At 42.1% G+C, this 22,621-nt stretch carries 19 protein-coding genes; 6 read left to right on the forward strand and 13 right to left on the reverse strand.

The window, feature by feature from the left end:
• Positions 1-144: 144 nt before the first annotated feature.
• Together IEZ33_RS04390 and IEZ33_RS04395 are read right to left on the reverse strand one after the other, a co-directional pair.
• The gene (locus IEZ33_RS04390) at positions 145-1,134 is read right to left on the reverse strand and encodes a TauD/TfdA family dioxygenase (RefSeq protein WP_191602497.1); all 990 of its coding nucleotides are present in this window, start codon (positions 1,132-1,134) and stop codon (positions 145-147) included.
• Between the two features lie 10 nt (positions 1,135-1,144).
• Positions 1,145-2,101, reverse strand: coding sequence for an aldo/keto reductase (locus IEZ33_RS04395; RefSeq protein WP_191602498.1), 957 nt, complete (start codon positions 2,099-2,101; stop codon positions 1,145-1,147).
• Positions 2,102-2,308: 207 nt separating this feature from the next.
• Here IEZ33_RS04395 and rarD point away from each other — a divergent pair, with 207 nt between their 5' ends.
• Positions 2,309-3,214 (forward strand): EamA family transporter RarD, encoded by a 906-nt coding sequence (gene rarD / locus IEZ33_RS04400; protein ID WP_191602499.1) that lies wholly within the window; start codon positions 2,309-2,311, stop codon positions 3,212-3,214.
• Between the two features lie 44 nt (positions 3,215-3,258).
• Here the strand turns inward: rarD and IEZ33_RS04405 are convergent, their stop codons facing one another.
• The 7 genes from IEZ33_RS04405 to IEZ33_RS04435 form a co-directional block, all read right to left on the reverse strand.
• A complete protein-coding gene (locus IEZ33_RS04405) occupies positions 3,259-4,167 on the reverse strand; it encodes a response regulator transcription factor (RefSeq protein WP_191602500.1) in 909 nt (302 codons plus the stop codon).
• On the reverse strand, positions 4,164-7,661 hold the full coding sequence (locus IEZ33_RS04410) for a hybrid sensor histidine kinase/response regulator (protein ID WP_191602501.1): 3,498 nt from the start codon (positions 7,659-7,661) through the stop codon (positions 4,164-4,166). Before IEZ33_RS04410 ends, IEZ33_RS04405 begins: the two co-directional genes overlap by 4 nt.
• A gap of 310 nt (positions 7,662-7,971) precedes the next feature.
• A complete protein-coding gene (locus tag IEZ33_RS04415) occupies positions 7,972-8,949 on the reverse strand; it encodes a nucleoside recognition domain-containing protein (RefSeq protein ID WP_191602502.1) in 978 nt (325 codons plus the stop codon).
• A 9-nt stretch (positions 8,950-8,958) separates the two neighbouring features.
• Positions 8,959-10,083, reverse strand: a complete 1,125-nt coding sequence (gene modC, locus IEZ33_RS04420; protein WP_240009628.1) for a molybdenum ABC transporter ATP-binding protein — start codon at positions 10,081-10,083, stop codon at positions 8,959-8,961.
• Positions 10,084-10,773 (reverse strand): molybdate ABC transporter permease subunit, encoded by a 690-nt coding sequence (gene modB, locus IEZ33_RS04425; protein WP_191602503.1) that lies wholly within the window; start codon positions 10,771-10,773, stop codon positions 10,084-10,086.
• Complete coding sequence (modA, locus tag IEZ33_RS04430; protein WP_240009629.1) at positions 10,754-11,584, reverse strand: molybdate ABC transporter substrate-binding protein; 831 nt, start codon at positions 11,582-11,584, stop codon at positions 10,754-10,756. The genes modB and modA overlap by 20 nt, the downstream gene beginning before the upstream one ends.
• Positions 11,571-11,930, reverse strand: coding sequence for a Rieske (2Fe-2S) protein (locus IEZ33_RS04435; RefSeq protein ID WP_191602504.1), 360 nt, complete (start codon positions 11,928-11,930; stop codon positions 11,571-11,573). The genes modA and IEZ33_RS04435 overlap by 14 nt, the downstream gene beginning before the upstream one ends.
• 137 nt (positions 11,931-12,067) lie before the next feature.
• Between IEZ33_RS04435 and IEZ33_RS04440 the strand changes: the two genes are divergently transcribed.
• Positions 12,068-14,485, forward strand: a complete 2,418-nt coding sequence (locus tag IEZ33_RS04440) for a transglycosylase domain-containing protein (RefSeq protein ID WP_240009630.1) — start codon at positions 12,068-12,070, stop codon at positions 14,483-14,485.
• Positions 14,486-14,493: 8 nt separating this feature from the next.
• Here IEZ33_RS04440 and IEZ33_RS04445 read toward each other — a convergent pair whose 3' ends face one another.
• Positions 14,494-14,976: a YHS domain-containing (seleno)protein gene (locus IEZ33_RS04445; protein ID WP_191602505.1), complete on the reverse strand. Its 483-nt coding sequence runs from the start codon at positions 14,974-14,976 to the stop codon at positions 14,494-14,496.
• Positions 14,977-15,126: 150 nt separating this feature from the next.
• Here IEZ33_RS04445 and IEZ33_RS04450 point away from each other — a divergent pair, with 150 nt between their 5' ends.
• Entirely contained in the window at positions 15,127-15,948 is an 822-nt protein-coding gene (locus IEZ33_RS04450) for a substrate-binding periplasmic protein (RefSeq protein ID WP_191602506.1), read from the forward strand.
• A 97-nt stretch (positions 15,949-16,045) separates the two neighbouring features.
• Here IEZ33_RS04450 and IEZ33_RS04455 read toward each other — a convergent pair whose 3' ends face one another.
• Both IEZ33_RS04455 and glgA read right to left on the reverse strand, forming a co-directional pair.
• Positions 16,046-16,873, reverse strand: coding sequence for an HDOD domain-containing protein (locus tag IEZ33_RS04455; protein ID WP_191602507.1), 828 nt, complete (start codon positions 16,871-16,873; stop codon positions 16,046-16,048).
• Between the two features lie 151 nt (positions 16,874-17,024).
• Positions 17,025-18,461: a glycogen synthase GlgA gene (gene glgA, locus IEZ33_RS04460; RefSeq protein ID WP_240009631.1), complete on the reverse strand. Its 1,437-nt coding sequence runs from the start codon at positions 18,459-18,461 to the stop codon at positions 17,025-17,027.
• A 122-nt stretch (positions 18,462-18,583) separates the two neighbouring features.
• On the opposite strand from glgA, the gene glgC reads away from it, so the two are divergent.
• Entirely contained in the window at positions 18,584-19,843 is a 1,260-nt protein-coding gene (gene glgC / locus IEZ33_RS04465; RefSeq protein WP_191602508.1) for a glucose-1-phosphate adenylyltransferase, read from the forward strand.
• A 71-nt stretch (positions 19,844-19,914) separates the two neighbouring features.
• On the opposite strand, the gene IEZ33_RS04470 is transcribed toward glgC, so the two are convergent.
• Entirely contained in the window at positions 19,915-20,838 is a 924-nt protein-coding gene (locus tag IEZ33_RS04470; protein WP_191602509.1) for a TraB/GumN family protein, read from the reverse strand.
• A gap of 210 nt (positions 20,839-21,048) precedes the next feature.
• On the opposite strand from IEZ33_RS04470, the gene IEZ33_RS04475 reads away from it, so the two are divergent.
• A complete protein-coding gene (locus IEZ33_RS04475) occupies positions 21,049-21,687 on the forward strand; it encodes a riboflavin synthase subunit alpha (protein WP_191602510.1) in 639 nt (212 codons plus the stop codon).
• A gap of 251 nt (positions 21,688-21,938) precedes the next feature.
• A complete protein-coding gene (locus IEZ33_RS04480; protein ID WP_191602511.1) occupies positions 21,939-22,388 on the forward strand; it encodes a hypothetical protein in 450 nt (149 codons plus the stop codon).
• Positions 22,389-22,621: the final 233 nt, after the last annotated feature.

Consider the following 22,621-nt stretch of genomic DNA (forward strand, 5'->3'; position numbering starts at 1 on the left):
TCGGTATTTTATTAAAGGATATTTTATTAAAGGGTATTTTAATGAAGCGGTTTTTTGAAATATAAAAAGGACTTGGTGAGAGTAATCACCCCGACACCTTGTTTATTTTAAGGTGCCGGGGTGATTGGGTTGAATTATTGTGTATTAGCTCCCTTTACCGAGCGCTACCAATACTTGTCGTTTCGTTTCGCCGCTGTATGGACGACGACCGTGCATCGCCATATGATTATCGACTAAGGCCATGTCGGCGGTTTGCCAATCTACATCAAAGGTAAACTCGCTAGAAAGGCTATTAATTAACTCAAGGTCAGCGGCTTGAATAACGCTGTCATCGCCATAGGTAATGGCGTGGGATGGATTCTCTCGCACCCCTTTCCATCCCATATAGGCCGCAATAAGTTGATTGTAGAAAACCTTTATGCCATTTTCTAATTCAACAACGGCGGGTAACACGGGGGTGGTCGCTTTTAGACTGCCATCGTCTTCCCATTTCCATGAGTAGCCTAACTGACGAAGTTTATCTTCCGCCGTAGCCATATCGGCACAATCTAATGTGCTTTTCCAGCTGCGCCCTTGACCTGAGTTTTCATCATTTTCTCCGGGCATAGTGGTGGTGTATTTCAATCCTTTTTCTTCCATTGCCTTGGCTAACTCAGGCGCAACTTCCTGCATTTTTTTAAATAAACGATCCGAACGGCATACCGGTGTTGCACCGCCTTGGTCCGCTGGAGATAAGCAGAAAAAGAATAATTTATCAGGCGAAATAGGGGTTTGCGCCATTTCATGATGTAAGAAAATTTCGACATCTTTTGGCGCTTCGTTTGCTGTGAAAACGCGCTTAGTGAAATTAAGTCTTACGGCATTCGATAATGACTCTTTGTAGGTGAAGCCCTCGTAACCAAAGGCCGCTGAGAATTTATCAAAGTCTTCTGCACTGTGTAGTGGGAAACCTCGGAAAAGAACCACACCCGATTGAGCCAGCTCTTTTTTTAACTGATCTAAGTGAGTTGATACCCAGTTGCAAGCGACATCAATAGAATCAATGTTGTCTTTATTCGCTATGATACTTGGAAAATCAATGTCATCATATTGATGTTGAGTTTCAACCTGAGCGAAGTGAATCGTACTAGACATACTTTGCTCCTTAATCGTAGATAGGATAAAAAGTGTTGAACGCCGCTTCACAGAAATGACCAGGATCGTTAAAGCGACGATTGCTGTTCAGTGCTGAAATGGCGTCCATTTCATCTTCGTTTAATTCGAAGTCAAACAGGGATAGGTTTTCTATCATACGTTCTGGTTTGCTGGTTTTTGGGATAATGGAAGTCCCTCGTTGCACGCCCCAACGTAAAACCACTTGCGCCGGAGTGCGACCAACACGCTCCGCTGCGGCTTTTACTGCGGTTTGCTCTAACACTGACTCTTGAGCACCAGCCATATCAAGTTCAAGGTATGATAAGGCGCCAAGAGGAGAGAATGCGGTCACGTCAAGGTGGTAGCTTTTTGCTAATCGAATAAGACGTTCTTGAGTTAAATAAGGGTGTGACTCGATTTGCAGCACAGACGGTTTGATCTTTGCGTAATTCATTAGGTCATGTAGCAAGCCTGATGTGTAGTTGCAGACACCAATTTGTTTCGCTAGGCCTTTTTCTACGGTTGCTTCCATTCCCGCCCATGTTTCGCTTAAAGGCACAGGCGCTAATTTAATTTCAGGTTGTTCGGCCTCTGGATCAAAAAACCATGCCGCTGGGTAACGTGTTTCAAAAGGAACAAATGCTTGCGCAATGGGGAAGTGTATTAAAAACAGGTCCACATAATCAAGTTGCAGCTCATTTAAGGAATGCTCGAGTGCCGGCACAACATTTTGTTGATCGTGGTAGGTATTCCATAATTTAGTGGTAATCCACAGTTCTTCACGAGTACAAAGACCGTCTTCAATTGCGCGTCTAATGCCTTCTCCCGTTTCTTTTTCATTGCCGTAATCGCTGGCACTGTCGATATGGCGATAGCCTGTTTTAATGGCTTGATAAACGGTTTCAGCGCAGACTTCGTTAGGCACTTTCCAAAGTCCGAAACCTACGGCAGGGAGAGTAGATGGCATATTGTATTCCTTCTGGAGATGAATTTTACTATGAGTTCTTCTATGTCTTATATAAGACTTAAGATGTGATACGGATAATGAATGCTTATAGTGGCGTTGTCAATGTATTCTATGACTGTTTTTGAGGCGGGCACTGTGAGAGAATCTGCACACTAATTTGTGCCTATGGCAACGTTTGCCGCTGTTTTTTATTTTAAGGTGTTATGGATGATCTCAACCCCTCGTTCCGGTACTTTTCTGGCGTTATCTGCATTCGTATTATGGGGCCTTACCCCTGTCTACTTTAAATGGATGGCCGCAGAGAACCCCTTAGACATTGTGGCGAATAGGGTGCTTTGGTCCGTGATTTTATTGACTATTATTATTAGTCTCATGAAAAAATGGTCAAAGGTGAAAGCCGTTTTTTCGTCAAAAGCCGGTGCGTTGACCTTAGTCGCAACCACTCTTTTAATTGGTCTGAATTGGTCTGTTTTTATTTATGCGGTCAGTGTTGATCGTATGCTGGAGACAAGTTTAGGTTATTATATTAACCCTCTCATGACCGTAGGGTTAGGGATCTTATTTCTAAAAGAAAGGCCGCGTTTTTTGCAATACGTCGCCATGGGATGCGCCATGATAGGGGTGAGCATACAACTTTTCGTGCTGGGTTATCTTCCTTGGATATCGATTGTGTTGGCGCTTTCTTTCAGTGTCTATGGGTTTTTACACAAAAAAACGCCGACAGACAGCTTCTCCTCGTTATTTATAGAAACGGCTATGCTGCTGCCTTTTGCATTGCTGTTTATGGGCTATCTTTTTCAAACGGGAGGAGAGGCAGTAAACAACCCTGTTGGGCCTGCCAATAGAGATTGGATGACTTGGCTAATGCTCATGCTCGCGGGACCTGTAACGACCTTACCTTTATTGCTTTTTTCATCTGCGGCTAAAAAGGTTCCATTGAGTACCTTAGGCTTTTTGCAGTATGTTTCGCCCAGTATGATTTTTCTTTTAGCCATCTTTGTTTATAAGGAACCGTTGCTTTTGGAAACGGGGTTAACCTTTGCTTTTATTTGGCTTGGTTTGGTTATCTTTTCGATTGATTCGCTTAGAAGAAAACCGTCGCTTCGGCCTTAGAAGCCGCTTCTACCCTAGGAACGACTTGGGCTTATTGTGGAAGGTTAATGTGTTGCCATAACTTTTAATGCTATGGCCGCCGCCGCTGTGCGGTTCTCCACCCCAAGTTTAGGGTATATTTGCTCTAGGTGTTTATTTACTGTGCGCGGGCTCATTTCTAAAATGAGCGCAATGTCTCGGTTGCTTTTGCCATTGGCAATCCAGTTCAGCACTTCGGACTCTCTTTCCGTTAGGGATAATTGCTCTTTTAGTAAACTGGCACCTGTTGGTTTGCGCCCATCTTCTAATCTTAATAATGGGTCGCCATTTGTCTGATGGCTAATTAAGGTGACTTTTAATGGGTATTCAATATTGAGTAAACTGAGTTGGTGGCCTGCCTCAGGTCTGTGTTTTAACCACTGTTCGACTTGCTGTTGAAATGCTGAGTGTTGCCAGTTTTTTGAGGCCTTTGCTTTCGCAAATAAAGCGTATGTTTGCGGTGTTGCCCATTGTATCGCACCATTTTCTGAAACGGTGATAAGGTGTTGTCCCGTACTGTCTAAAGCGGACTGCGCACTGTTAGTGAGTCTTGCATTGGTTAGATGCACTTTCATTCTGGCCAGTAATTCATTGGGAGTGATTGGCTTGGTAAGATAATCAACGCCCCCTGATTCTAGGCCTTTTACAATGCTGTCGGTATCGGTTAAGCCCGTCATAAAGATGACAGGAATTGATGCCAATTCAGAATCGTTTTTCAGAGCCTGACAGGTTTCAAAACCATCCATATTAGGCATGATGGCGTCTAATAGGATGATGTCAGGGCGAATTCTTTTGGCGATAGTCAGTGCTTGTTTGCCTTCTAGTGCGACTAAAACATCCATATGGGCCTCTTCAAGAGTGTCATTGATTAGGCTGAGGGCATCGGCTGAATCATCCACAACCAGAACAATATCGCGTCGAGTAATTGGGGTCATTCTGTTTTCGGCTCCGCTGACTTTTTAGGGTGGTTATGTTGCTCACTGTGCTGTTCAATAAAGGCCACTAATGCTTCAAATTCAAACCTTTCATCAAAATGATGGATTTGTTTTAAGGTGGTCGAATTCAACATTGAGCGAGACTCTATTGCGCTTAAGGCCGTTTTTACGCCTCGGCGATAGCCCATTTCTGCATAGGCTTTTAATTCGAGAATAATCGCTTCCTCTGGTAGATAAAATGATTCGTCTGAAGTTTGTTTTGTATTTGCTTTCAATAGCGTTGTGTTTTTTTCTAAAGAGCTGGATTGGTCATCGGCTTGACGGTCGTTACTGTGATTCTGGTCTTCTTGATAGACCCATTCAATGGCAAGAAATTCCGCGACTTTATTGAGTAGTTTGCTATTACTGATGGGTTTCACCAAGTAGTCGTCGTAACTTGATGATTTCTGTTTCAGTGGGTGGTTTTCTTGAGCATCTGCGGACAGCATTATAATGGGTTTGCGAATGTTTTGATGACGTAAAGTATCGGCAAGCACTAAACCAGACATTCCCGGCATGGAAATGTCTAACAAAAATAAGTCCGGTAGCGTGTTCTCTATAATAGTGAGGCACGCTTCTGCGCTGTGGGCCTCTAGTACGATAAAGCCAAGAGGCACGAATACCTCTGCGAGTAAGCCCCTAAGAATGGGGTCGTCGTCGACAATGCATAGGGTTCGTTGATAGCCTTTATAGGCCACAATGCGCTTTTGTTTGTTAGCAGGGATGCTCTCCCTTGCTACCCATGGGAGCATAAGAGTGACTCTGAATTGACTGCCTGAGTCTGGTTGGCTGTCTACATTTAGGTCACCACCCATGATTTCGGTGAGTAATTTCACTATGGTTAAACCAAGACCAGTTCCTGGCAGGTTAGCTGTATTGGCGTCTCTAACACGTTCAAACGGATCAAATATTCGGTCTAAAAGGTGTTGGTGAATGCCTGGGCCAGTATCTTTTATACTGAACTCAGCGACTTGATTTCGATAACTCACGTTGAAATGCACCTGACCTACTTTGGTGTATTTAACGGCGTTCGACAATAGGTTAATGAGGATCTGACGCAAACGTTTTTCATCGGTAATGACAAACTGTGGTAAGGGCGATACGACGTTGTAGTGAAATTGAATGCCTTTGCTGGTGGCTTGAATGGAAAACATATTGGCCAATTGCTCAATCAGTTCCGGTAGATTGACTTGATTTCGGTACAACTCAAGACGACCCGCTTCAATTTTAGAAATGTCTAATAAACCTTCAATCAAATCCGTTAAATACTCACCGCTTCGCTGGATAGTCGCTAATCCATGTTGATGTTGCTTTGGGGTTTCGGTTTTTTGGGCCAATAATTGGGCGTAACCAATAATGGACTGAAGGGGAGTGCGTAACTCATGGCTTATACCGGTAAGATAGCGGCTCTTTGCGGCATTGGCGCTTTCGGCGGTTTCTTTGGCTCTTTGTAGTTCTTTGTCCGTTTGCTCATGGGCTTCAATTTCTTTCATCAACTTCCGAGTTTGTCGGTTGGATTCTTTTTGAGCCACCACTCGACTTTCATGGGCTAATAAAAACAGCCAAGATAATACGCCAGAGACAATTAATAATGTGAAGAACAAGGCCCACATGGTTTCTTGCAAGAGTATCTCTTCGGCCGCTGAAGCGGGTTGCATATGGTGATATATCAAAGACATTAAGGCGGCATTTATTAGGTTCACCGTGGTGAGTAAACTTAAAAACCTCCCCAAACGTGAATTGATTAATTTGACCGCTTTGTAGGGAAGAAAAAGATGCATAAAGTGAATGGCCTGCTGAGACACTCGAGCTTGGGGTTTGCAGTGGTCAAGACAGCGAACGTCTAAAGAGCAACAAAGTGAGCAGATCGGTTGCATATAAGCGGAACAAAAGCTCATGTCTTCTTGCTCGAATTGGTTTTCACAGACGCCACAGGTAACGATTTTAAAAGGGCGATTTTTGCTTTCAAGTTCGATATAAGGCAGCAGTTCTGGCGACTGACGAGCTAGGTAGTATTTGCCTTTGGTTAGCCAAGCAATCAGTGGCACAAAAATAAAACAGCTGAATAAGCTCACAAAATGGCACAGGCTTTTGGCGATTTCACCAAAAACGCCCAGGTAACATATTAATCCTAAGCTGGTGGCGATTAACATCGAGCCCGTTCCAACTGGGTTGATGTCGTATAAGTGAGCACGTTTAAATTCAACATAGGATGGGCTTAGTTTGAGTGGCTTGTTGATCAGTAAGTCCGCGGACAGTGAGGCGAGCCAGCTGATGGCACCAATGGCAAACACACCAAGTACGGCCTCCAACGCTTGATAAATGCCTAACTCCATTAATAGCAGTGCAATGGTGACGTTAAAGACTAACCACACAACACGTCCGGGGTGACTGTGAGTTAAGCGCGAGAAAAAGTTTGACCAAGCAATTGAGCCAGCGTAGGCATTGGTGACGTTTATTTTCATTTGAGAAATAAACACCATGGTCGCGGCCATAATCAAAGACAGCTGAGGGGAATTGGTTAAAAACTGAAACACCCTTTGGTACATATGCGTTGGATCGGATGCTTGGGCAATGGTCATGCCTTGTTGGATGGCCAAATACGCGAGGAAAGACCCAAGTAACATTTTGATCGCACCCACAATAACCCATCCTGGGCCTGCAAGAATCAGCCAAAACCACCATTCTTTTTTGTTCTTTTGGTTTTTGGCTGGCATAAATCGCAAATAATCGACCTGCTCGCCAATTTGAGCCACTAAGGCGAAGAGCACAGAGGCCGCCGCGCCAAAGAGTAAGACATCAAAATGCTGGCTACCCTCGACACCGTTAATCGAATATTGGCTCCAATCATGGATGTTGTCGTACTCATAATAGAGAACAACAAATAATGCGGAACATTGTAGAACGAGCCATAAGCTTTGAGTACCAATTTGAAACCGGCTAATGGCTTTTATGCCGTGTGTCACGATTGGAATCACAAACAGGGCACACATTAAATAGCCGATGGCTAATGGAATCCCAAATAAAACATGCAATGCTGAAGCGAGTATAGCGGCTTCAATTGCAAAGAAAATAAAGGTGAAAGTGGCGTAAATAAGGGAGGTGATGGTCGATCCTAGGTAACCAAATCCAGCGCCTCTGGTCAGTAGATCTATGTCTAGACCGTGTTTAGCGGAATAATAGGCAATAGGGAAACCAGTTATAAAAAAGACCAATAAAACGGTTAAGATGGCTGTGATCGCGTTAATAAAGCCGTAATTCAAGGTGACGGTCGCGGCTAAGCTTTCCAGCGCTAAAAATGCCGTCGCTCCAAGCGCTGTTTTAGCCACTCGATCGATACTCATTTTCCGGCCGGTTTGAGCGGTATAACGCAATGAGTAGTCTTCAAGTGTCTGATCGGCCACCCATCGATTGTAATAGCGTCTGACCTTGAATATTTTTTGCGAAGCTGCCATGACGTTCCGTTTTAATTAGTCAATTAGTAAGGAAGAAAAAGAAATAAGTTGGGGCGTTCTTTTCTTTGGTGCACCATTAGAGAGCTAAAAAAATCACCTTAAGAGAATGTATAGAGGATTTTTGAACCTTTTCGGTGCCGTTAAATTTACTGCATGCACTGTGCCATGTGAGCGTTGTTTCACCCTACTGGGCGGCCGGTGGCAGAGACTATGTTCGCTGTTGGAGAGTCAAAAAATGAAGGCGTTATTCAGTGAGTATTGGCCGACTCGTTTAGATTTTTAAAGGCGGCCAATCTTATTGGTTAGGTGTTTATTTCGTTACACCTTGATTGTTGACTGAAACAACAAAGTGGTGGTGGCTGTGCTCGGGTAAGCGCTTAAAGCATTGAGAAATGAATATCATTAAGACAAAAGAAAACACGACTCGAAAGAGTAGGATGCTGGTTAAATCCGCACCAATTAAAAACATTAAAATGGTGTCTTCTATTAGACTGTGGCATAAACACAATAGTGAAAGGCTTAGGAAGATGTCTTTCTTTTTAAGTACGCCTTTTTTAGCTTCATTAATCAAAAGACCGCCTCCGAATGCTAAGCCCAACGTCATGCCGATTAGTGTAAAGCTGGTGGCGTCTTTATGAATGCCTGTCATTTTTAGAAATGGACTTAACAACATTTTGAGTAAGGCTTCTACGCCAATCAGTTTGAGTATTTTAAGGCCAAAAACCAATCCTGCTATCATAACAAAGATGTAAAATAAGGACTCTAATTGTTGTATTAGCCAACCATACAAGCTGTCATCGGTCTCTGATGGCGTCCATATTAACTGATTAGAATCTTGTAGCATGCCTGTTTTTGAATAGAGGAGGTGCAATATCCAACCGATTAAAAAGCCGGAACCCACTCTTAGCACGACGGCATAAATGACTTTTATGCCGGCTTTTCGAGCGATCGCGCATTCGGTAGGCATATTGTGAGCCATTAACATCATAGAAGCCAATACAGTGGTTTGAGCGACGGTAATGGGTTCGTTTTCAAAAAACTGGAAGAAGAGCACCATGCCCGTGTAATTGGATGTCAACATGGTGGCGGCCCAGATAATAGAAGCTTCTTTAGGTAAACCAACAAAGGACATTAACGGCTCTAAAGCCCAGGCAACATAGGGAACAATGCCCAGCTCAACGAGTATTTTTACAATGATAATGGCTGGAATCATGATTTTAAACAGCGTGAAAGTGATGGTAAATACTTCGCGTGTTAGTTGAGTGGCTTCATGTTTTAAGGTGTGCATCCATTTTCCCTAGCTTTTAAGTGCTACCGATTTTATTTGAGCCCAAACTTGCAGGCCTACAGTGAGTTGTAAATTATCGAAAGAACGTTGTGTGATTTTGGCCAACAGAATAACATCGTCTATTTTAAGCTCAATTAGCCATCTATGATTGGTGTCTTTTTTAATAGCGTGGATAGTGGAACATATAATATTGGTGATACTGCTGTCTAATGGCTTTGATAAGGCAATACTGATGTCTTTGGCTAATATTTGAATGCGTATTGTGTCACCGATCGCTGACTGTGTGTTATTGATCCACAAATGTGGATGCTTTTTCTCTTTCGAAAAAGACACTTTTTGTAATCCATCTGAGGCGTCTTTTTCTTCAACATAGGTGTCTAAAACATAGGTGTCTAAAATCGCTCCGACATCTTGTTGTAAACTGGCTGGTAGGTTGGCTTCAGCCAATACTTGGTTTATGGGCCCGTGAGTATGAATGTGTCCTTTTTCAATAATAACGAGGTAATCCGCTAAGCGTGCGAGCTCCGAAGCAGAGTGACTAACGTAAATGATCGGGATAGCCAGTTCTATTTTGAGTTTTTCCAAATAGCTTAAAATCTCTAATTTACGGGTATAATCAAGAGCAGACAAAGGTTCATCCATCAAGAGTAGGCTTGGGTTGATCATTAACGCTCTGGCAATGGCGACTCGTTGACGCTCCCCTCCGGACAGCTGATTTGGCCACTTATGTAGCAAAGGGTCGATATCCAGTAAACGAAAAATGTCAGTTTGTTTTAGTGATTGGCGTTTGTCTTTTAACGGCCAAGCGCGCTTTTTAGCAAAATCTAGATTTCCCTGAATGGATAAATGGGGGAAGAGGCTGGCTTCTTGAAAGACATATCCTATAGGGCGCTGATGAACTGGAAGGCCTATTTCTTTATCTTGCCAATAGACATTATTAAACAGAAGGGTACCATTGGGTATTTTCTGCAAGCCACTGATCACCCTTAGTAAGGTTGTTTTGCCCGAACCTGACTCACCAAATACACCAATAACCCCTTGATTGGGTAGAGTTAAGTCGACAGAAAAGTGATGTTCCTTGAGAGATAATTCGTATTGAACAATAAAGGATGGTTTATCAAAGGCTTGGGTCACTTAGTTAGCCCCATATTTTAGTGAATGGTTATTAGGACGGCTGTATAAAATAAGCAATACGACAAAGGAAAACAGCAACATAATGCCAGATAAGTAATGCGCTTGAGAATAATTTAGCGTTTCTACATGATCGTATATCTGTAAGGAAATCACTCTGGTCTCTTCTGGAATGTTACCACCTATCATTAATACAATACCAAATTCACCAATTGTATGGGCAAAGCCAAGAACGGCTGCGGTTAAGATACCGGGTTTGGCTAAAGGAAGCGCAATATAGAAAAAGCGTTCCCATGGTGACGCTCTCAGTGTTGCGGCGACTTCAAGGGGCCTGATGCCAATCGATTCAAAGGCGTTTTGGATGGGTTGTACCACAAAAGGTAAAGAGTAAATCAGCGACGCAACGACCAACCCTTCAAAAGTAAAAGGCAATAAGTCCAATCCAAGTTGTTGCATCAGCTTGCCAACTGGGCCGTTTGGGCCTAACAATAACAGCAAGTAAAAACCTATCACGGTGGGAGGGAGTATCAAAGGCAAGGCAACTAATGCACTAATAGGGCCTTTTAAAAATGAGTGAGTTCTAGCCAACCACCAGGCAAGAGGGATTCCTACTAAAAGCAATAGCAAGGTTACGATGCAGGCCAGCCGCAAAGTTAATGCGATGGTTGCCCAGTCAGTTGGCGTTAACGTCATTTAAAATGCCATCAAAAGAGTTAAACAGGGTTAAATTTTGTTCGGTATTATAACCATAACCTTGTATCAGTGTTTGTATCTTTGGTGAGGCTAAATACTGCAGAAAATCATTAATGGCTTGGTTATGTTCTCCTTTATTGAGGACAACAAGGTCTTGCTTTATCGGGGTATATAGGGACTCTGGAACGTGCCAATACGAACCTTCTAGGGTATGTTGATTAAACTGGATTTGTGACAGTGCGATAAACCCAATATCGGCGTTGCCGCTGCGGACAAATTGGTAAGCCTGTCCTATGTTCTCACCTTGGACCCAGCGAGAATATGTGTCTTGAGTTAAGTTAAGGTGATCCAGAACCTCCGTCGCCGCCAGACCGTATGGCGCAAGTTTTGGGTTGGCTAAGGCTAATTTGTTGAAGCGTGCCGAAAATAAAATATCCCCTTGGTTGTCTATGAGCTCTTCTTTAAGAGACCAAAGCACCAGTTTGCCTTCAGCATAGGTCACTTGACTGCCTTCTAGGGCGTTTCCTTCTTCTATTAAGCGTTTTGGAATGGCTTGATCGGCTGACATGAATAGATCAAAAGGGGCCCCGTTTTTGATTTGAGCATAGAGCTTTCCTGAAGCGGCAAAAGACACTCTGAGGTTGTGTTTTGTGTCCTGATGGAAGGCATCAACAATTGACTTCATTGTTGGAGTAAAGTTTGTTGCCACAGCAATCAGAGCACTTTCTGCGTAAGTTTGATAGGACGCAAACATTAGGAAAAAAGCAACGCTTATTCCTTTTAACCAATGTCTATTGCTATGCTTCATCATAGAGAGCCTCTAGGTCACAAAAAATATCATTGTTCTCAACAAAAATAGAAACGCTCTCTAAGGATTGATATTGGCATGGCCCCACTATGCATTCGCCTGTTGTTGGTAAAAAAAGGGCGCCATGTTCAGAACAATGCAAGAAAGCGCCTGATTCATCAAAAAAGTCATCCTTACTCCATTCCAGCTTTAGATCTCGGTGAGGACACTGATTTATATAAGCGTAAACCTTGTCCTGTTGTCTTAGGATAATGAGGTTAATATGACCTTTGTCTTTCAGGTTCACTTCTATACCTCTTGCCTGAGTATCGCTTAATTCTGTAATCGAACCTAGATAGTGTTTGTTCATTATTAAATGATTATATGGTCTTAATGGATAAGCCGTTAATCTAACATAAAGGCGCTTGATCTCTGAAACGCTATTCAGAATACAGGTGAATTTTGCTTCTCTATTTTGTAAATAAACGGTTTACTTATTAAGAGAGATTGCCAAGTATTGTTGTCATCACTATACTCGCAGCCATGACTGATCCAAAACCAAAATCTCAGCGTCGTGCAACGACAAAAAGCTCTGCAAGTTCATCCAAAGCCGCTCCTAAAAAAACGACTCAAAAACGTAAATCAAAAAAGAGAGCGTCACCTTCTAGGCGGTCGAAGACATTTTCGTTAGCGGGTTTTTGTAAACAGCTGATGCTGCGTTTCACCAAGTGGTGTTTTGTTGTCGGACTGATTTTATCTATTCCTTTTGCGTTATGGGTCTGGTGGCTAGATCATGAGGTTGTGGCGTCCTTTTCTGGTCAAAAATGGCACGTCCCATCCGAAGTGTACAGTGCGCCTATTGTGCTTAAATCGGGCGATCCTTGGGTGAAAAAAGATCTAGAAGTGTTGTTGACGCAAGCGGGCTACCGATTTGGTCGTAATAGTCAAGAGGTCGGTTGGGCGGCTCGAAGCCAAACTAAGATCAGCGCTCATCTTCGTCCATATAAAGATCATACAGGGGCTCATAAAAGTGAACGTCGTATTTTCTCATTTAATAATGGACGTTTGATCATTCAAACCGTCAGTGGTCAGTCTGTTGAGAGTGCTATTCTAGAGCCGCAGCTTATTGGCCATTTATATGGTGGTAATACAGAAGGGCGAGAAATCCTTACGTATGAGCAAATTCCACAAGAGTTAATCACCACCTTGTTGGCCGTAGAAGACAGAGCTTTCTTTCATCATTTTGGTATTTCAATAAACGGTATTGCCAGAGCGGTTTGGGTGAATTTTGTTGAAGGGGAGCGCCGACAGGGCGGAAGTACTCTTACGCAGCAGTTAATCAAGAATATGTACCTTTCCTCAGAGAGAACCTACACCCGTAAGCTTAAAGAAGTGATTATGGCGATTCTACTCGAACGCCGTTTTTCTAAGGAAGACATTCTAGCGGCTTATGTTAATGAAATTTATTTGGCCCAGTTTGGGAATAAAGCCATTCATGGATTTGCGGCCGCCAGTAAACATTTCTTTGGCAGGCCAATTAATGAATTAAACATAGCCGAATACGCTTTATTAGTCGGCATGGTGAAAGGGCCTTCTTTGTATAATCCAAATCGTAACCCTGAGAGAGCAAAAGTGCGGCGTGATGTTGTATTGAGTCTGCTGCATGAACAGAATGTATTAAGTTCAAAGCTTTATGAAAGAGCGAAAAAAATCCCTTTAAGGGTCGTTGATGAACAGAAGTCGAGATCACTATTTGGCGATTACTTAGACTTGGTCTCCTTCCAGCTGTCGAAAGATTTTGATAAAGACATGTTAGCGACAGAAAATCTGAAGATTTATACGGGTCTCAATGTCCGAGCTCAAGAAGCCGCCGTGAAAGCCATGCAAAGACAAGTCGCTCTATTGGAGAAACAAGACAGAAAACTCAAAGGGCTTCAGGGTGCGATTGTGGTTACCGATACACAAAATGGTCAAGTGAAAGCAATCGTCGGTTCCAGTAGTTCAGTCTACAGTGGGTTTAATCGGGCTTTGGGTGCTGTGCGACCAATCGGCTCACTGGTCAAACCTCCACTGTATATGATGGCGATATCGACAGGGCGATTTACCTGGCTATCATCATTAAACGATGAGCGAAAACGCTATAAAGTGGGTAAGGATATTTGGCAACCAGAGAATTATGATAAACAAGTTCACGGCACCGTTCCTATGTATCTGGCTCTGGCGAAATCCTATAACTTAGCCACCTTAGATTTGGCTGAAAAATTGGGGTTTGATCGATTAGGTGAAGGCCTAAGGCAACTCGGAGTAGAGCGACCCTTTACGATGAGGCCGGCCGTTGCGTTAGGATCGTTAGAGTTGTCACCTTTTGAAGTGGCCCGTATATATCAGCCTATTGCTTCGATGGGGCAATCATCGCAGCTAGGTATTGTTGCAGGTGTATTAAATGCACAAGGTGACGTCCTCAAAGAATTTAGCTCGAAGAAGGACGTACCTTTTACTGATGCCGTATTAGCCACCGCACTTGATGGCATGACAAAGGTGTCCAGTGTTGGAACGGCAAGGCGAGCACAGTCTCATTTCCCCAATTTACGGTTTGCGGCTAAGACAGGCACAACCAATGAGCAGAGGGACAGTTGGTTTGTTGGTATAACAGGTGATTATTCGACAACAATATGGTTGGGGGACGATGAGAATAAGCCTTTGAGCATTACTGGCGGAACGGGCGCTCAGAAAGTCTGGATTGACTTGATGACCCAACTAAACCCCAAATCACTGTCCTCAAATTTACCTAAAGGTACTCGACGTGTTCAAGTGAGCTTAGATGAACTCGCTATCGCCGCCGACCGTTGTGAGAACAAAGAAACACTTAGCTTTTTAGTGGGCACTGAGCCACAAGCAAAAACCTCATGCTTGTGGCCATTTTAAATCGTATGTTATTTTTGCGTGGCCCATTCTGCATTAGCTGTTTTTACGAGTGATGTTTCCGTTTCTGCAAGGGCTTTTTCATTCCATTTATCGAGCGTGTTTCCCCAGAAACCATTATAAAAGACATAGTTTTTGCCATTGATTATCTTGTAGCTAAGAGGATCAATTTTAACCTTCTCTCCATCAAGCATGGCCCAGGCACACCAACCACCGTAAGCGGGGCTGTATTTTTCAGGTTTTTGGATAAAGGTTTGACGGTTTTCTTCATTTTCAAATTGGTATGTCGCGCCTTTGTAGGTGTATTTTAAGGCTGGGTATCCCTTCATTGGGGCGCTCATAAAATAGCTCACGGGGTCGTAGCCTGAAAGTCCAATGCCTTCTTTATTTACATTGTTCTGAGAGGCGGCGTATGACGGTATTATTGATAGTATTAAGAGCACTATGGCGAGGGTTTTTGTTACTAAGGGAATTTTTGATATGAGTGCATACATTAGAAAAGTCCTTCATATTAAGTTAAGTACTTTGATGTGCGTCGGTAAGAAAAGTTCATTTATTACAAAAAACATTTGTTGCTCACTGTACTTTCTAGAATGTTGAAATATAATGAATTAGGTTAAAAATTAAATTGCTTTGAGATGTCTATGCGCTTTCTTCCCAGTCGTACAGTAAAACTCAGCGCGTTTTTATGCTGTCTTTTACCTATTTCTACAGGTATTAAAGCAGAAACAGGGATGAGCTGCTCTTCAATGGTTGCAACCGGTAATTCTGAATACCCTCCTTTTCTATGGAAAAAAGCGAAGGATTCAGATGAATTATTAGGTGCAAACCGTTTAATTATTGATGAAATTTCAAGGCGCCTAGGTGTGCCAATTAGATTAATTCATACCGGTCCCTGGTCAAGAGCTCAATTAGAGGTGAGATCTGGCCGTGTAGATATTATGGCCGGTGCTTTTTATACGAATGATCGAACCGATTATATGGATTATTTATCTCCAGCGTTTCTATACACCAGTAGCGTTGTTTGGAAGCGTACGGGACAACGCTTGGACTTTAGAAAAAAAGAAGATTTAATTAACAAACACGGTGTAACCGTGATTAACAATAGCTTTGGTCAAACGTTCGACGATTTCTCTAAGAAGCACTTAGATTTGATTTCTGTATCAGGAATTGAACAAGCATTCAAAATGCTAACAGCAAAACGTGTTGATTACGCGCTCTATGAAAAATCCCCAGGTTTAGCGTATTTAGATCTACTAGATATGAATACCGATGTCGTTTCATTGGCTTCTATTAGTAGTGAGGGGCTTTTCTTAACCATCTCTAAAAAGTCTCCTTGTAATTCTCCAAAGATGAAACAAAAGTTAAATGGCGTTTTGAAAACCATGGCCATTGATGGTTTTAATGAAAAAGCCTTGACTCAAAGCTTACTCGATTGGAAGCGCTACACGCATCAAGCTCATTGACGTTAAAGGCACGCGGGCTTCTCTGTTACACCAGGTATCTGATTGAGATATGGGTTAAGGTATTGGTGAATTCAAATACCTTAACCTAAAAGATTATTTAGATAATCAGATCATCCAGTCCAGACTCTAAGCACAGCGCTTCGTCTAACTCATCTATGATCATAGGGTCAATACCAGCAAGTTCTAAAACTTTTTTAGGAACGAATTCTTTGACTATGTCTGGGTCACGATCCTCTCTAATAGAGGCATTTAAATAACAGGCTAAATTGAGTACAGCGCTTAGAGGTGAGGCTGGGTCAAATGCGAGAGGCTTTTTATATTGCTGTACGGCATTTGACAACGCTTGTGGAAACTGCCACATATCTAATAAGGCTTTGCCTGCATCTTGTGTGGTGAAGCCCAATCGCTCAAGTTCCGCTGCAGTCCGGCTTACTTTGGTTTCACTTATTAAGGTTTCTATTGCTTTTGCTTTATTGGGTTCGGCTAAATGCAACAGTAAACGCCCAATGTTATAAATAACGCCCGCGGTGAAAGCAATATCGGCGTCAACTTTAGGTGTTCTTAATGCGAGCCATTTTGCCAGTGAAGCGACCTGAAATGAATCTTTCCAAAACCTTTTAGTATCAAGTCCATCCACATTAGAGGCCGATCCGGAAAAACCAGAGGCAATCACTAAGGTTTTCAGTTTCTCCATCCCCAGCAATACAATGGCTTCGTCGATGGATGAGACTTTTCTTGATAGCCCAAACTGAGCTGAATTAACCAGTCGTAATACTTTTAAGGAGATGGTTTGATCTTTTGCTACTTTTTGAGCTATTTCAGCGTGATTTGCGTGCTCAGAGTTGAGTGTTTGAATTAATTCACGGACAATTTCTGGTATGTTTGGTAGCTTTGAGGTTTGGTTTAATAATGTGTTGATTTCCATGTTTTGCAGCCCTCAGATTATCTTTTTATACTTATTAAGATTAGGTCATAAGGTGAACCTAAGGCAAGCTTATTGCTGGTAAATACTTGTTCTAAATCACGTTTAACAGTATGAATAATAAATGCAATTAAACGTGACTTTGAATGGCGTGTTATTTTTTTAATAGTCTGGAATAGAGATCTAACCAATGGGTGGTTGTTTTCTCCCAGCTAAAGTCGTATTGCATGGCATTTTCTTGTCGTTCTCGCCAGCCACGGTTATCTCGGAAAAAGATCATGCATCGTTCTATAGCCGATGTTAGCGATGTGGTATTGGCTTCTTCAAAGACAAAGCCATTTGCTTCCGGCCCTTCTTCAAAAACCGTATCAGCAAGCCCTCCTGTTTGTCTTACAACGGGTAAGGTGCCGTATTTCAGCGCATACAACTGAGTTAAACCACAAGGTTCAAAGCGAGAGGGAATTAATAAGGCGTCAATACCCGCTTGTAATCTATGGGAGTAGGCTTCATCGTAGCCAATTCTAATGCCTACTTGTTGCGGGAAGCGCTGCTGTAATTCAACAAATGCGTTTTCCAAAGCCTTATCTCCCGAGCCTAAGAGAATGAATTTTGCTCCTTGCTCAAGTGCGGTTGGGATGGCTTCTAGAACAAGATCTAATCCTTTTTGTTCTGTTAAACGGCTGACAACACCGAAAATAGGTTGTTCTAGGTTCTCATCAAGATGGTTCTCTTTTAGTAAGGCTAATTTGTTTTTTTGTTTAAGATTAAGAGAATCAATCGTGTATTTCGTGTTTATATTTGAATCGATATCAGGAGACCATTGATCGTAATCGACACCATTCAGAATGCCCTGAACTTTGTGTTGATGTGCCCTGAGCGTGCCATCTAAACCATCACCATATTCAGCCGTAAGAATTTCTTTGGCGTATGTTGGGCTGACGGTTGTGATGGCATCTGAATAAACGAGAGCCGATTTTAGAGCGGAAAACTGACCATAAAATTCAATTCCATGATGAGTAAGAAGCTCATCAGATAGTCGGGTTTCAGAGAAGAGCGACATTGGAAAACTGCCGTTGTATCTTAGATTATGGACTGTGGTAACGACTGGAATATGCGGCATCTTCCAACTTTTTAAGTAGGCGACACTTAACCCAGCTTGCCAGTCATTAATGTGCAGTAAATCTGGCTGCCACTTCATTAGGCTACCGTAAGAAGATAATACGGCGGCCACCCAAGACAGAGCGGCAAATCTTAAATGGTTATCTTGGTAATCATTTCCTTCTGTATCTAAATATGGACCACCCTCTCTTTCGTATAAACTTTGACATTGTAATAACCAAATTGGCGTGCCATTTTCAAGGATTTGAGTTTCTAGAAGGATTAGGTCCCCAGTATTGAAAGGGTTACCTAAATTTATTTTGTTTTGGATAGGGGCAACTTTATCTAATATGCCAGAGTAAGCTGGCATTAAAAGGCGGACATCGTGGCCCTTTTTTCGTAAAGCAACTGGGAGTGCTCCAGCGACATCAGCAAGGCCTCCCGTCTTAATAAGAGGATAAATCTCGGACGCGACAAAAAGTATGTTCATCATATTGTTATCTTGTTGATTTAGTTTATCTATCGGAGTATACCTAAATATAACCCGTAATCGAGCAAGCAACCCTAAATAATTATTATAATAATAAAAGATTAATTTTCAAAAAAAGGTGAGTTATGGATCTTAATACTGCATGTATGAAAACGTTAGCAATCATCTTGGCAGGTGGGAGAGGATCTAGGTTAAAGCAGCTGACAGATTATCGTTCAAAGCCAGCGGTTCCGATTGCTGGTAAATACAAAATTATCGATTTTCCTTTGTCAAATTGTGTTAATTCTGGAGTGCGCAGGATAGCTGTATTAACCCAGTATCGATCTCATACCCTAAACCAACATGTTCAACGTGGTTGGAATTTTTTACGCTCAGATTTTAATGAGTTCATTGAGCTATGGCCTGCTCAGCAGCAAACAGGGGAAGAGTGGTACCAAGGAACGGCGGACGCTGTATTCCAAAACCTGAAAATGATTGATGAATTAGACAGCGAATATGTCCTAATTTTGGCTGGTGATCATGTTTATAAACAAGATTACAGTTTAATGTTAAAGGAGCACATGGAAACGGGAGCGGATGTATCGGTGGCTTGTATTGAAGTTCCGGTTAATGAAGCGGATCAATTTGGCATCATGCATGTTGATGAAAATGATAATATTATTGCGTTTGAGGAGAAGCCAAAGAGCCCACCGACCATGCCTGGTAACCCTAATGTGTCTTTGGCTAGTATGGGAATTTACATTTTTAGTACCAAGTTTTTAAGTGAGCATCTAAAATCGGATGCGCTTGATGATGATTCAACTCATGATTTTGGTAAAGATCTGATTCCTTTCTTTGTTGGGCGAAGTAATATTAAAGCGCATCATTTTGCGAATAGCTGTGTAAAAAATGAAAGCTACCCTGATGTACCTTATTGGCGTGATGTGGGTACATTAACGGCTTATTGGGAGTCCAATATGGATTTAACTCGTTTATTACCTGAGTTAGATTTGTACGATGATAACTGGCCAATTCGTACTGCCCAATATCAAAGACCAGCCGCAAAATTTAATTATAATTATGAAGAGCGTATAGGCACAGCCCTGAATTCTGTTGTTTCGGCGGGCTGTATTGTCTCAGGTTCTACCGTTGAAAAATCCATTCTATTTAATAATGTACGCGTTAACTCGTATTCGCATGTGAATAAATGTGTGGTTTTACCTAGAGTGGATATCGGACGTCATTGCCGCTTAATGAATGCCGTTATTGATTCTGACTGTCAGATTCCTGAGGGAATGGTTATTGGAGAAGACGCTGAATTAGATGCGCAACGTTTTCATCGTAATGAAGATGGCATCACTCTGGTGACGCAATCTATGATTGAGGCGCTCGTGAAAGCAGAGTAGTTATCTTGACGTAATGACTGATAGAAAAGGCCATAAATTTCAGTTTATGGCCTTTTCTGTTAAAGGGAGATTCAGTTTATGCTCTCTTTTTTAAATAGAGGTTGAACAAAGTAGCCCTTCCTCTCTAATTGCTTTTGGATACTGTTAGGTCCAGTTAAGTGAAGTGCGCCAACGACAACAAAGTAATTATTTCGACGGCTTATCGGTTGGTTTAAGTACAAGGCAATCACGTCGGCCATACTTTTGTTTCTGTCATCCAATAAACTTTTCATCATTGGTCCAAGCTTTGGGTTTTGTACAACATCTTGATAAACAAAGTTATACAACCCTACAGGGTCTGCGCGCTCCCAATAATTTACCATTTTTTCTAGATAGTCTTTGTCGTCTAATTGACTAAGAGACACTTCGAGCGCTGCAATCTGAGAGTGAAACGGGCTGTCTGCAATGGCGGTGATTTGTTGCTCTAAGGTTTCCAGTTCTAAAATTGGCTTGTTGTTTTTTTCGGCCATTTGTAAAAAGTATTGATCTAAGCCAAGATCCGCTTTGAATTGTGTCTGCTTTAGTTGGTAGCCTGTTAACTGTTCGATCACCATCCATGGACGCATTCTTATCAATTTTTCGTATTCACTTTTATTTCTTATATTGAAGTGTTTTAACGCATCTAATGCGTTTTTTGATAGATATTTCTCAAGTGTTTGATTGACAGGTAGCCACATTTTTGACTGAATAAGCGATTGTGAAATATATGGATCTAGCTTGTTCACATTCAGTTCGACAACCAAATTGTCAGATTTTTGATAGGCATCTAAGTAGGCTTGGGGAAGAGGGTAATGCCTTTCATTAAGAGCGTGTATTGAGCCTGCAAGATAGACTGTAATGTGTTTATTTTGCACTTGCCACAAGAAGGCTTGTTCATTTTCTTTAGCATGAGCAATAACATAAAAACTTAGGAATACTACGTTTATAAACTTAAACGACTTAAAAAGAATATTCATCGGTATGCTTCTATTTTGTTGTCTCGTTCGTTGTTTGTTATCCCCGCAAGCTGTGGATAACCCTATTGGTGACCATTTGATAACTGTCTAAATGCCACGTATTACGCGAGTTTCAATGGGTATGTTTAATTCTTCTTCAATCGTACAAAATTTACAGATTAATTATTTGGTTTTTGAAATAATCGAATTCTAATTTAACAGAGGTAATGCATGTTTACAGGTATCGTTCAGGGTATGGCTCAAGTACACGAGTGTCAAACGCTCGGCCGTAATAAAAGGTTAACCATTCAGTTTCCTGAATCTTCTATGCAAGGTCAACAGGAAGGAGCCAGTGTCGCCATTAATGGCGTTTGTTTGACTGTCGTCGCGGTTGAAAAAGACAAAATCAGCTTCGATGTTATTGATACAACGTTGGCATTGACAAATATTGGTTTATTGGAAAAAGAGTCGATTGTGAACTTTGAGCGCGCGGCTCGTATGGGAAGTGAAGTGGGTGGGCATGTTATGTCTGGTCATATAATGACCTGCGTTATGGTGCGTGACATTGTTCAAAAGGGAGAGAGTTTCCATATACGATTCGCTGTTGACGTAGGGGATCAAACAAAGGTTGATGCTCGTCGATATTTGTTTGACAAAGGCTATGTTGGTTTAAATGGAGCCAGCTTAACGATTTGCGATATTGGCGATGATTGGATTGAAGTATCATTAATTCCTGAAACGTTAAAAGTCACTACTTTTGGGCAGTTATCTGTTGGCGATAAAGTTAACTTAGAGATTGATAGTCATACTCAAGCAACGGTGGATACCGTTGAAAGAGTCTTGAAACAGAGGGGGATAATTTTACCTTAATCTTGAAAGTGTGTTGAGCTTTATTCAATTCTTCTCTATTCCTCATGAAAGAGTAAATAATTCACGCGTTATTTGCTCTTTGCTTGCGTTTATCGCGTTAATAAAAATGGAGTACTTACTCTGTTTTCTGTAGAATGCACCTCAAAATTTCATCTTGAGAGCCTGTGAGTAAATCCCTTAACTTATTGTAAGTGTATGGATAGTGGATTTATCAACAGGTGCTTATTAGCAAGCCCGCAGGCAATCACCTTGTGTTCTCAGTACGTGGCAAACTCATCACGTCAGCTAGCAGCCCATTGCCAACTGTCTACTACACCAGAGAACAAACAGCAAACTATTGGTTATTGATCAGCCGAAGAATTAAATCTGGCCGTGTGATCGCACGCTATAGATATATTCTAACGGCCAAGACAATAGAAGTCAGCGTCGGTGCGGGAGAGCCTAAAAAGCGCCTTGCACAAACCTACGCCAACGAAGCGCTAGCACTTGCCAACGCTCAAGCCGAATACAAACGCGCCCAAAGAAACGAGCAACGCCTAGAGCTCAAACTAGTAGGAAACCCACATCTAGTAGCAGGAGGCCCCATTCAGGTAAGCGGTTTTCGAGAAGGTATCAACGGGCAATGGCTCATCAACAGAGTTGAGCATGTTATCTCCAAAAACGGAGTCTACAGTTCAAGACTTAATTGTCAGATGGGATGAAAATCGGCAAGAAGAGTCCAATAAAACCCGCACTCAAGCTTCGGCTAGGGAGTGTTGGGTATCCTGTTAAAGTACTGCCGCAATGCGTTGTTGATCTATTTTTCGGGTGGTGGTTTGGCAATCCATGCGCTAAACACGATGCCAGATACACAATAGGCGGAGGTGTATTCAAGAAGCTCGCCGCCGATTGGTCATTCTTCAAAGACTTGTTGGCATCAGTAAGAATCGTTAAG

The organism is Marinomonas algicola, assembly GCF_014805825.1.
Classification (GTDB): Bacteria; Pseudomonadota; Gammaproteobacteria; order Pseudomonadales; family Marinomonadaceae; genus Marinomonas; species Marinomonas algicola.

Bases quoted from the DNA above. Each gene is read 5' to 3' on its own strand.
- IEZ33_RS04390 (WP_191602497.1), bottom strand. From the start codon at position 1,134: ATGTCTAGTACGATTCACTTCGCTCAGGTTGAAACTCAACATCAATAT.
- IEZ33_RS04415 (WP_191602502.1), bottom strand. From the start codon at position 8,949: ATGCACACCTTAAAACATGAAGCCACTCAACTAACACGCGAAGTATTT.
- IEZ33_RS04410 (WP_191602501.1), bottom strand. From the start codon at position 7,661: ATGGCAGCTTCGCAAAAAATATTCAAGGTCAGACGCTATTACAATCGA.
- IEZ33_RS04395 (WP_191602498.1), bottom strand. From the start codon at position 2,101: ATGCCATCTACTCTCCCTGCCGTAGGTTTCGGACTTTGGAAAGTGCCT.
- modA (WP_240009629.1), bottom strand. From the start codon at position 11,584: ATGATGAAGCATAGCAATAGACATTGGTTAAAAGGAATAAGCGTTGCT.
- modB (WP_191602503.1), bottom strand. From the start codon at position 10,773: ATGACGTTAACGCCAACTGACTGGGCAACCATCGCATTAACTTTGCGG.
- IEZ33_RS04475 (WP_191602510.1), top strand. From the start codon at position 21,049: ATGTTTACAGGTATCGTTCAGGGTATGGCTCAAGTACACGAGTGTCAA.
- IEZ33_RS04455 (WP_191602507.1), bottom strand. From the start codon at position 16,873: ATGGAAATCAACACATTATTAAACCAAACCTCAAAGCTACCAAACATA.
- glgA (WP_240009631.1), bottom strand. From the start codon at position 18,461: ATGATGAACATACTTTTTGTCGCGTCCGAGATTTATCCTCTTATTAAG.
- rarD (WP_191602499.1), top strand. From the start codon at position 2,309: ATGATCTCAACCCCTCGTTCCGGTACTTTTCTGGCGTTATCTGCATTC.
- IEZ33_RS04435 (WP_191602504.1), bottom strand. From the start codon at position 11,930: ATGAACAAACACTATCTAGGTTCGATTACAGAATTAAGCGATACTCAG.
- IEZ33_RS04450 (WP_191602506.1), top strand. From the start codon at position 15,127: ATGCGCTTTCTTCCCAGTCGTACAGTAAAACTCAGCGCGTTTTTATGC.
- IEZ33_RS04405 (WP_191602500.1), bottom strand. From the start codon at position 4,167: ATGACCCCAATTACTCGACGCGATATTGTTCTGGTTGTGGATGATTCA.
- IEZ33_RS04470 (WP_191602509.1), bottom strand. From the start codon at position 20,838: ATGAATATTCTTTTTAAGTCGTTTAAGTTTATAAACGTAGTATTCCTA.
- glgC (WP_191602508.1), top strand. From the start codon at position 18,584: ATGGATCTTAATACTGCATGTATGAAAACGTTAGCAATCATCTTGGCA.
- IEZ33_RS04445 (WP_191602505.1), bottom strand. From the start codon at position 14,976: ATGTATGCACTCATATCAAAAATTCCCTTAGTAACAAAAACCCTCGCC.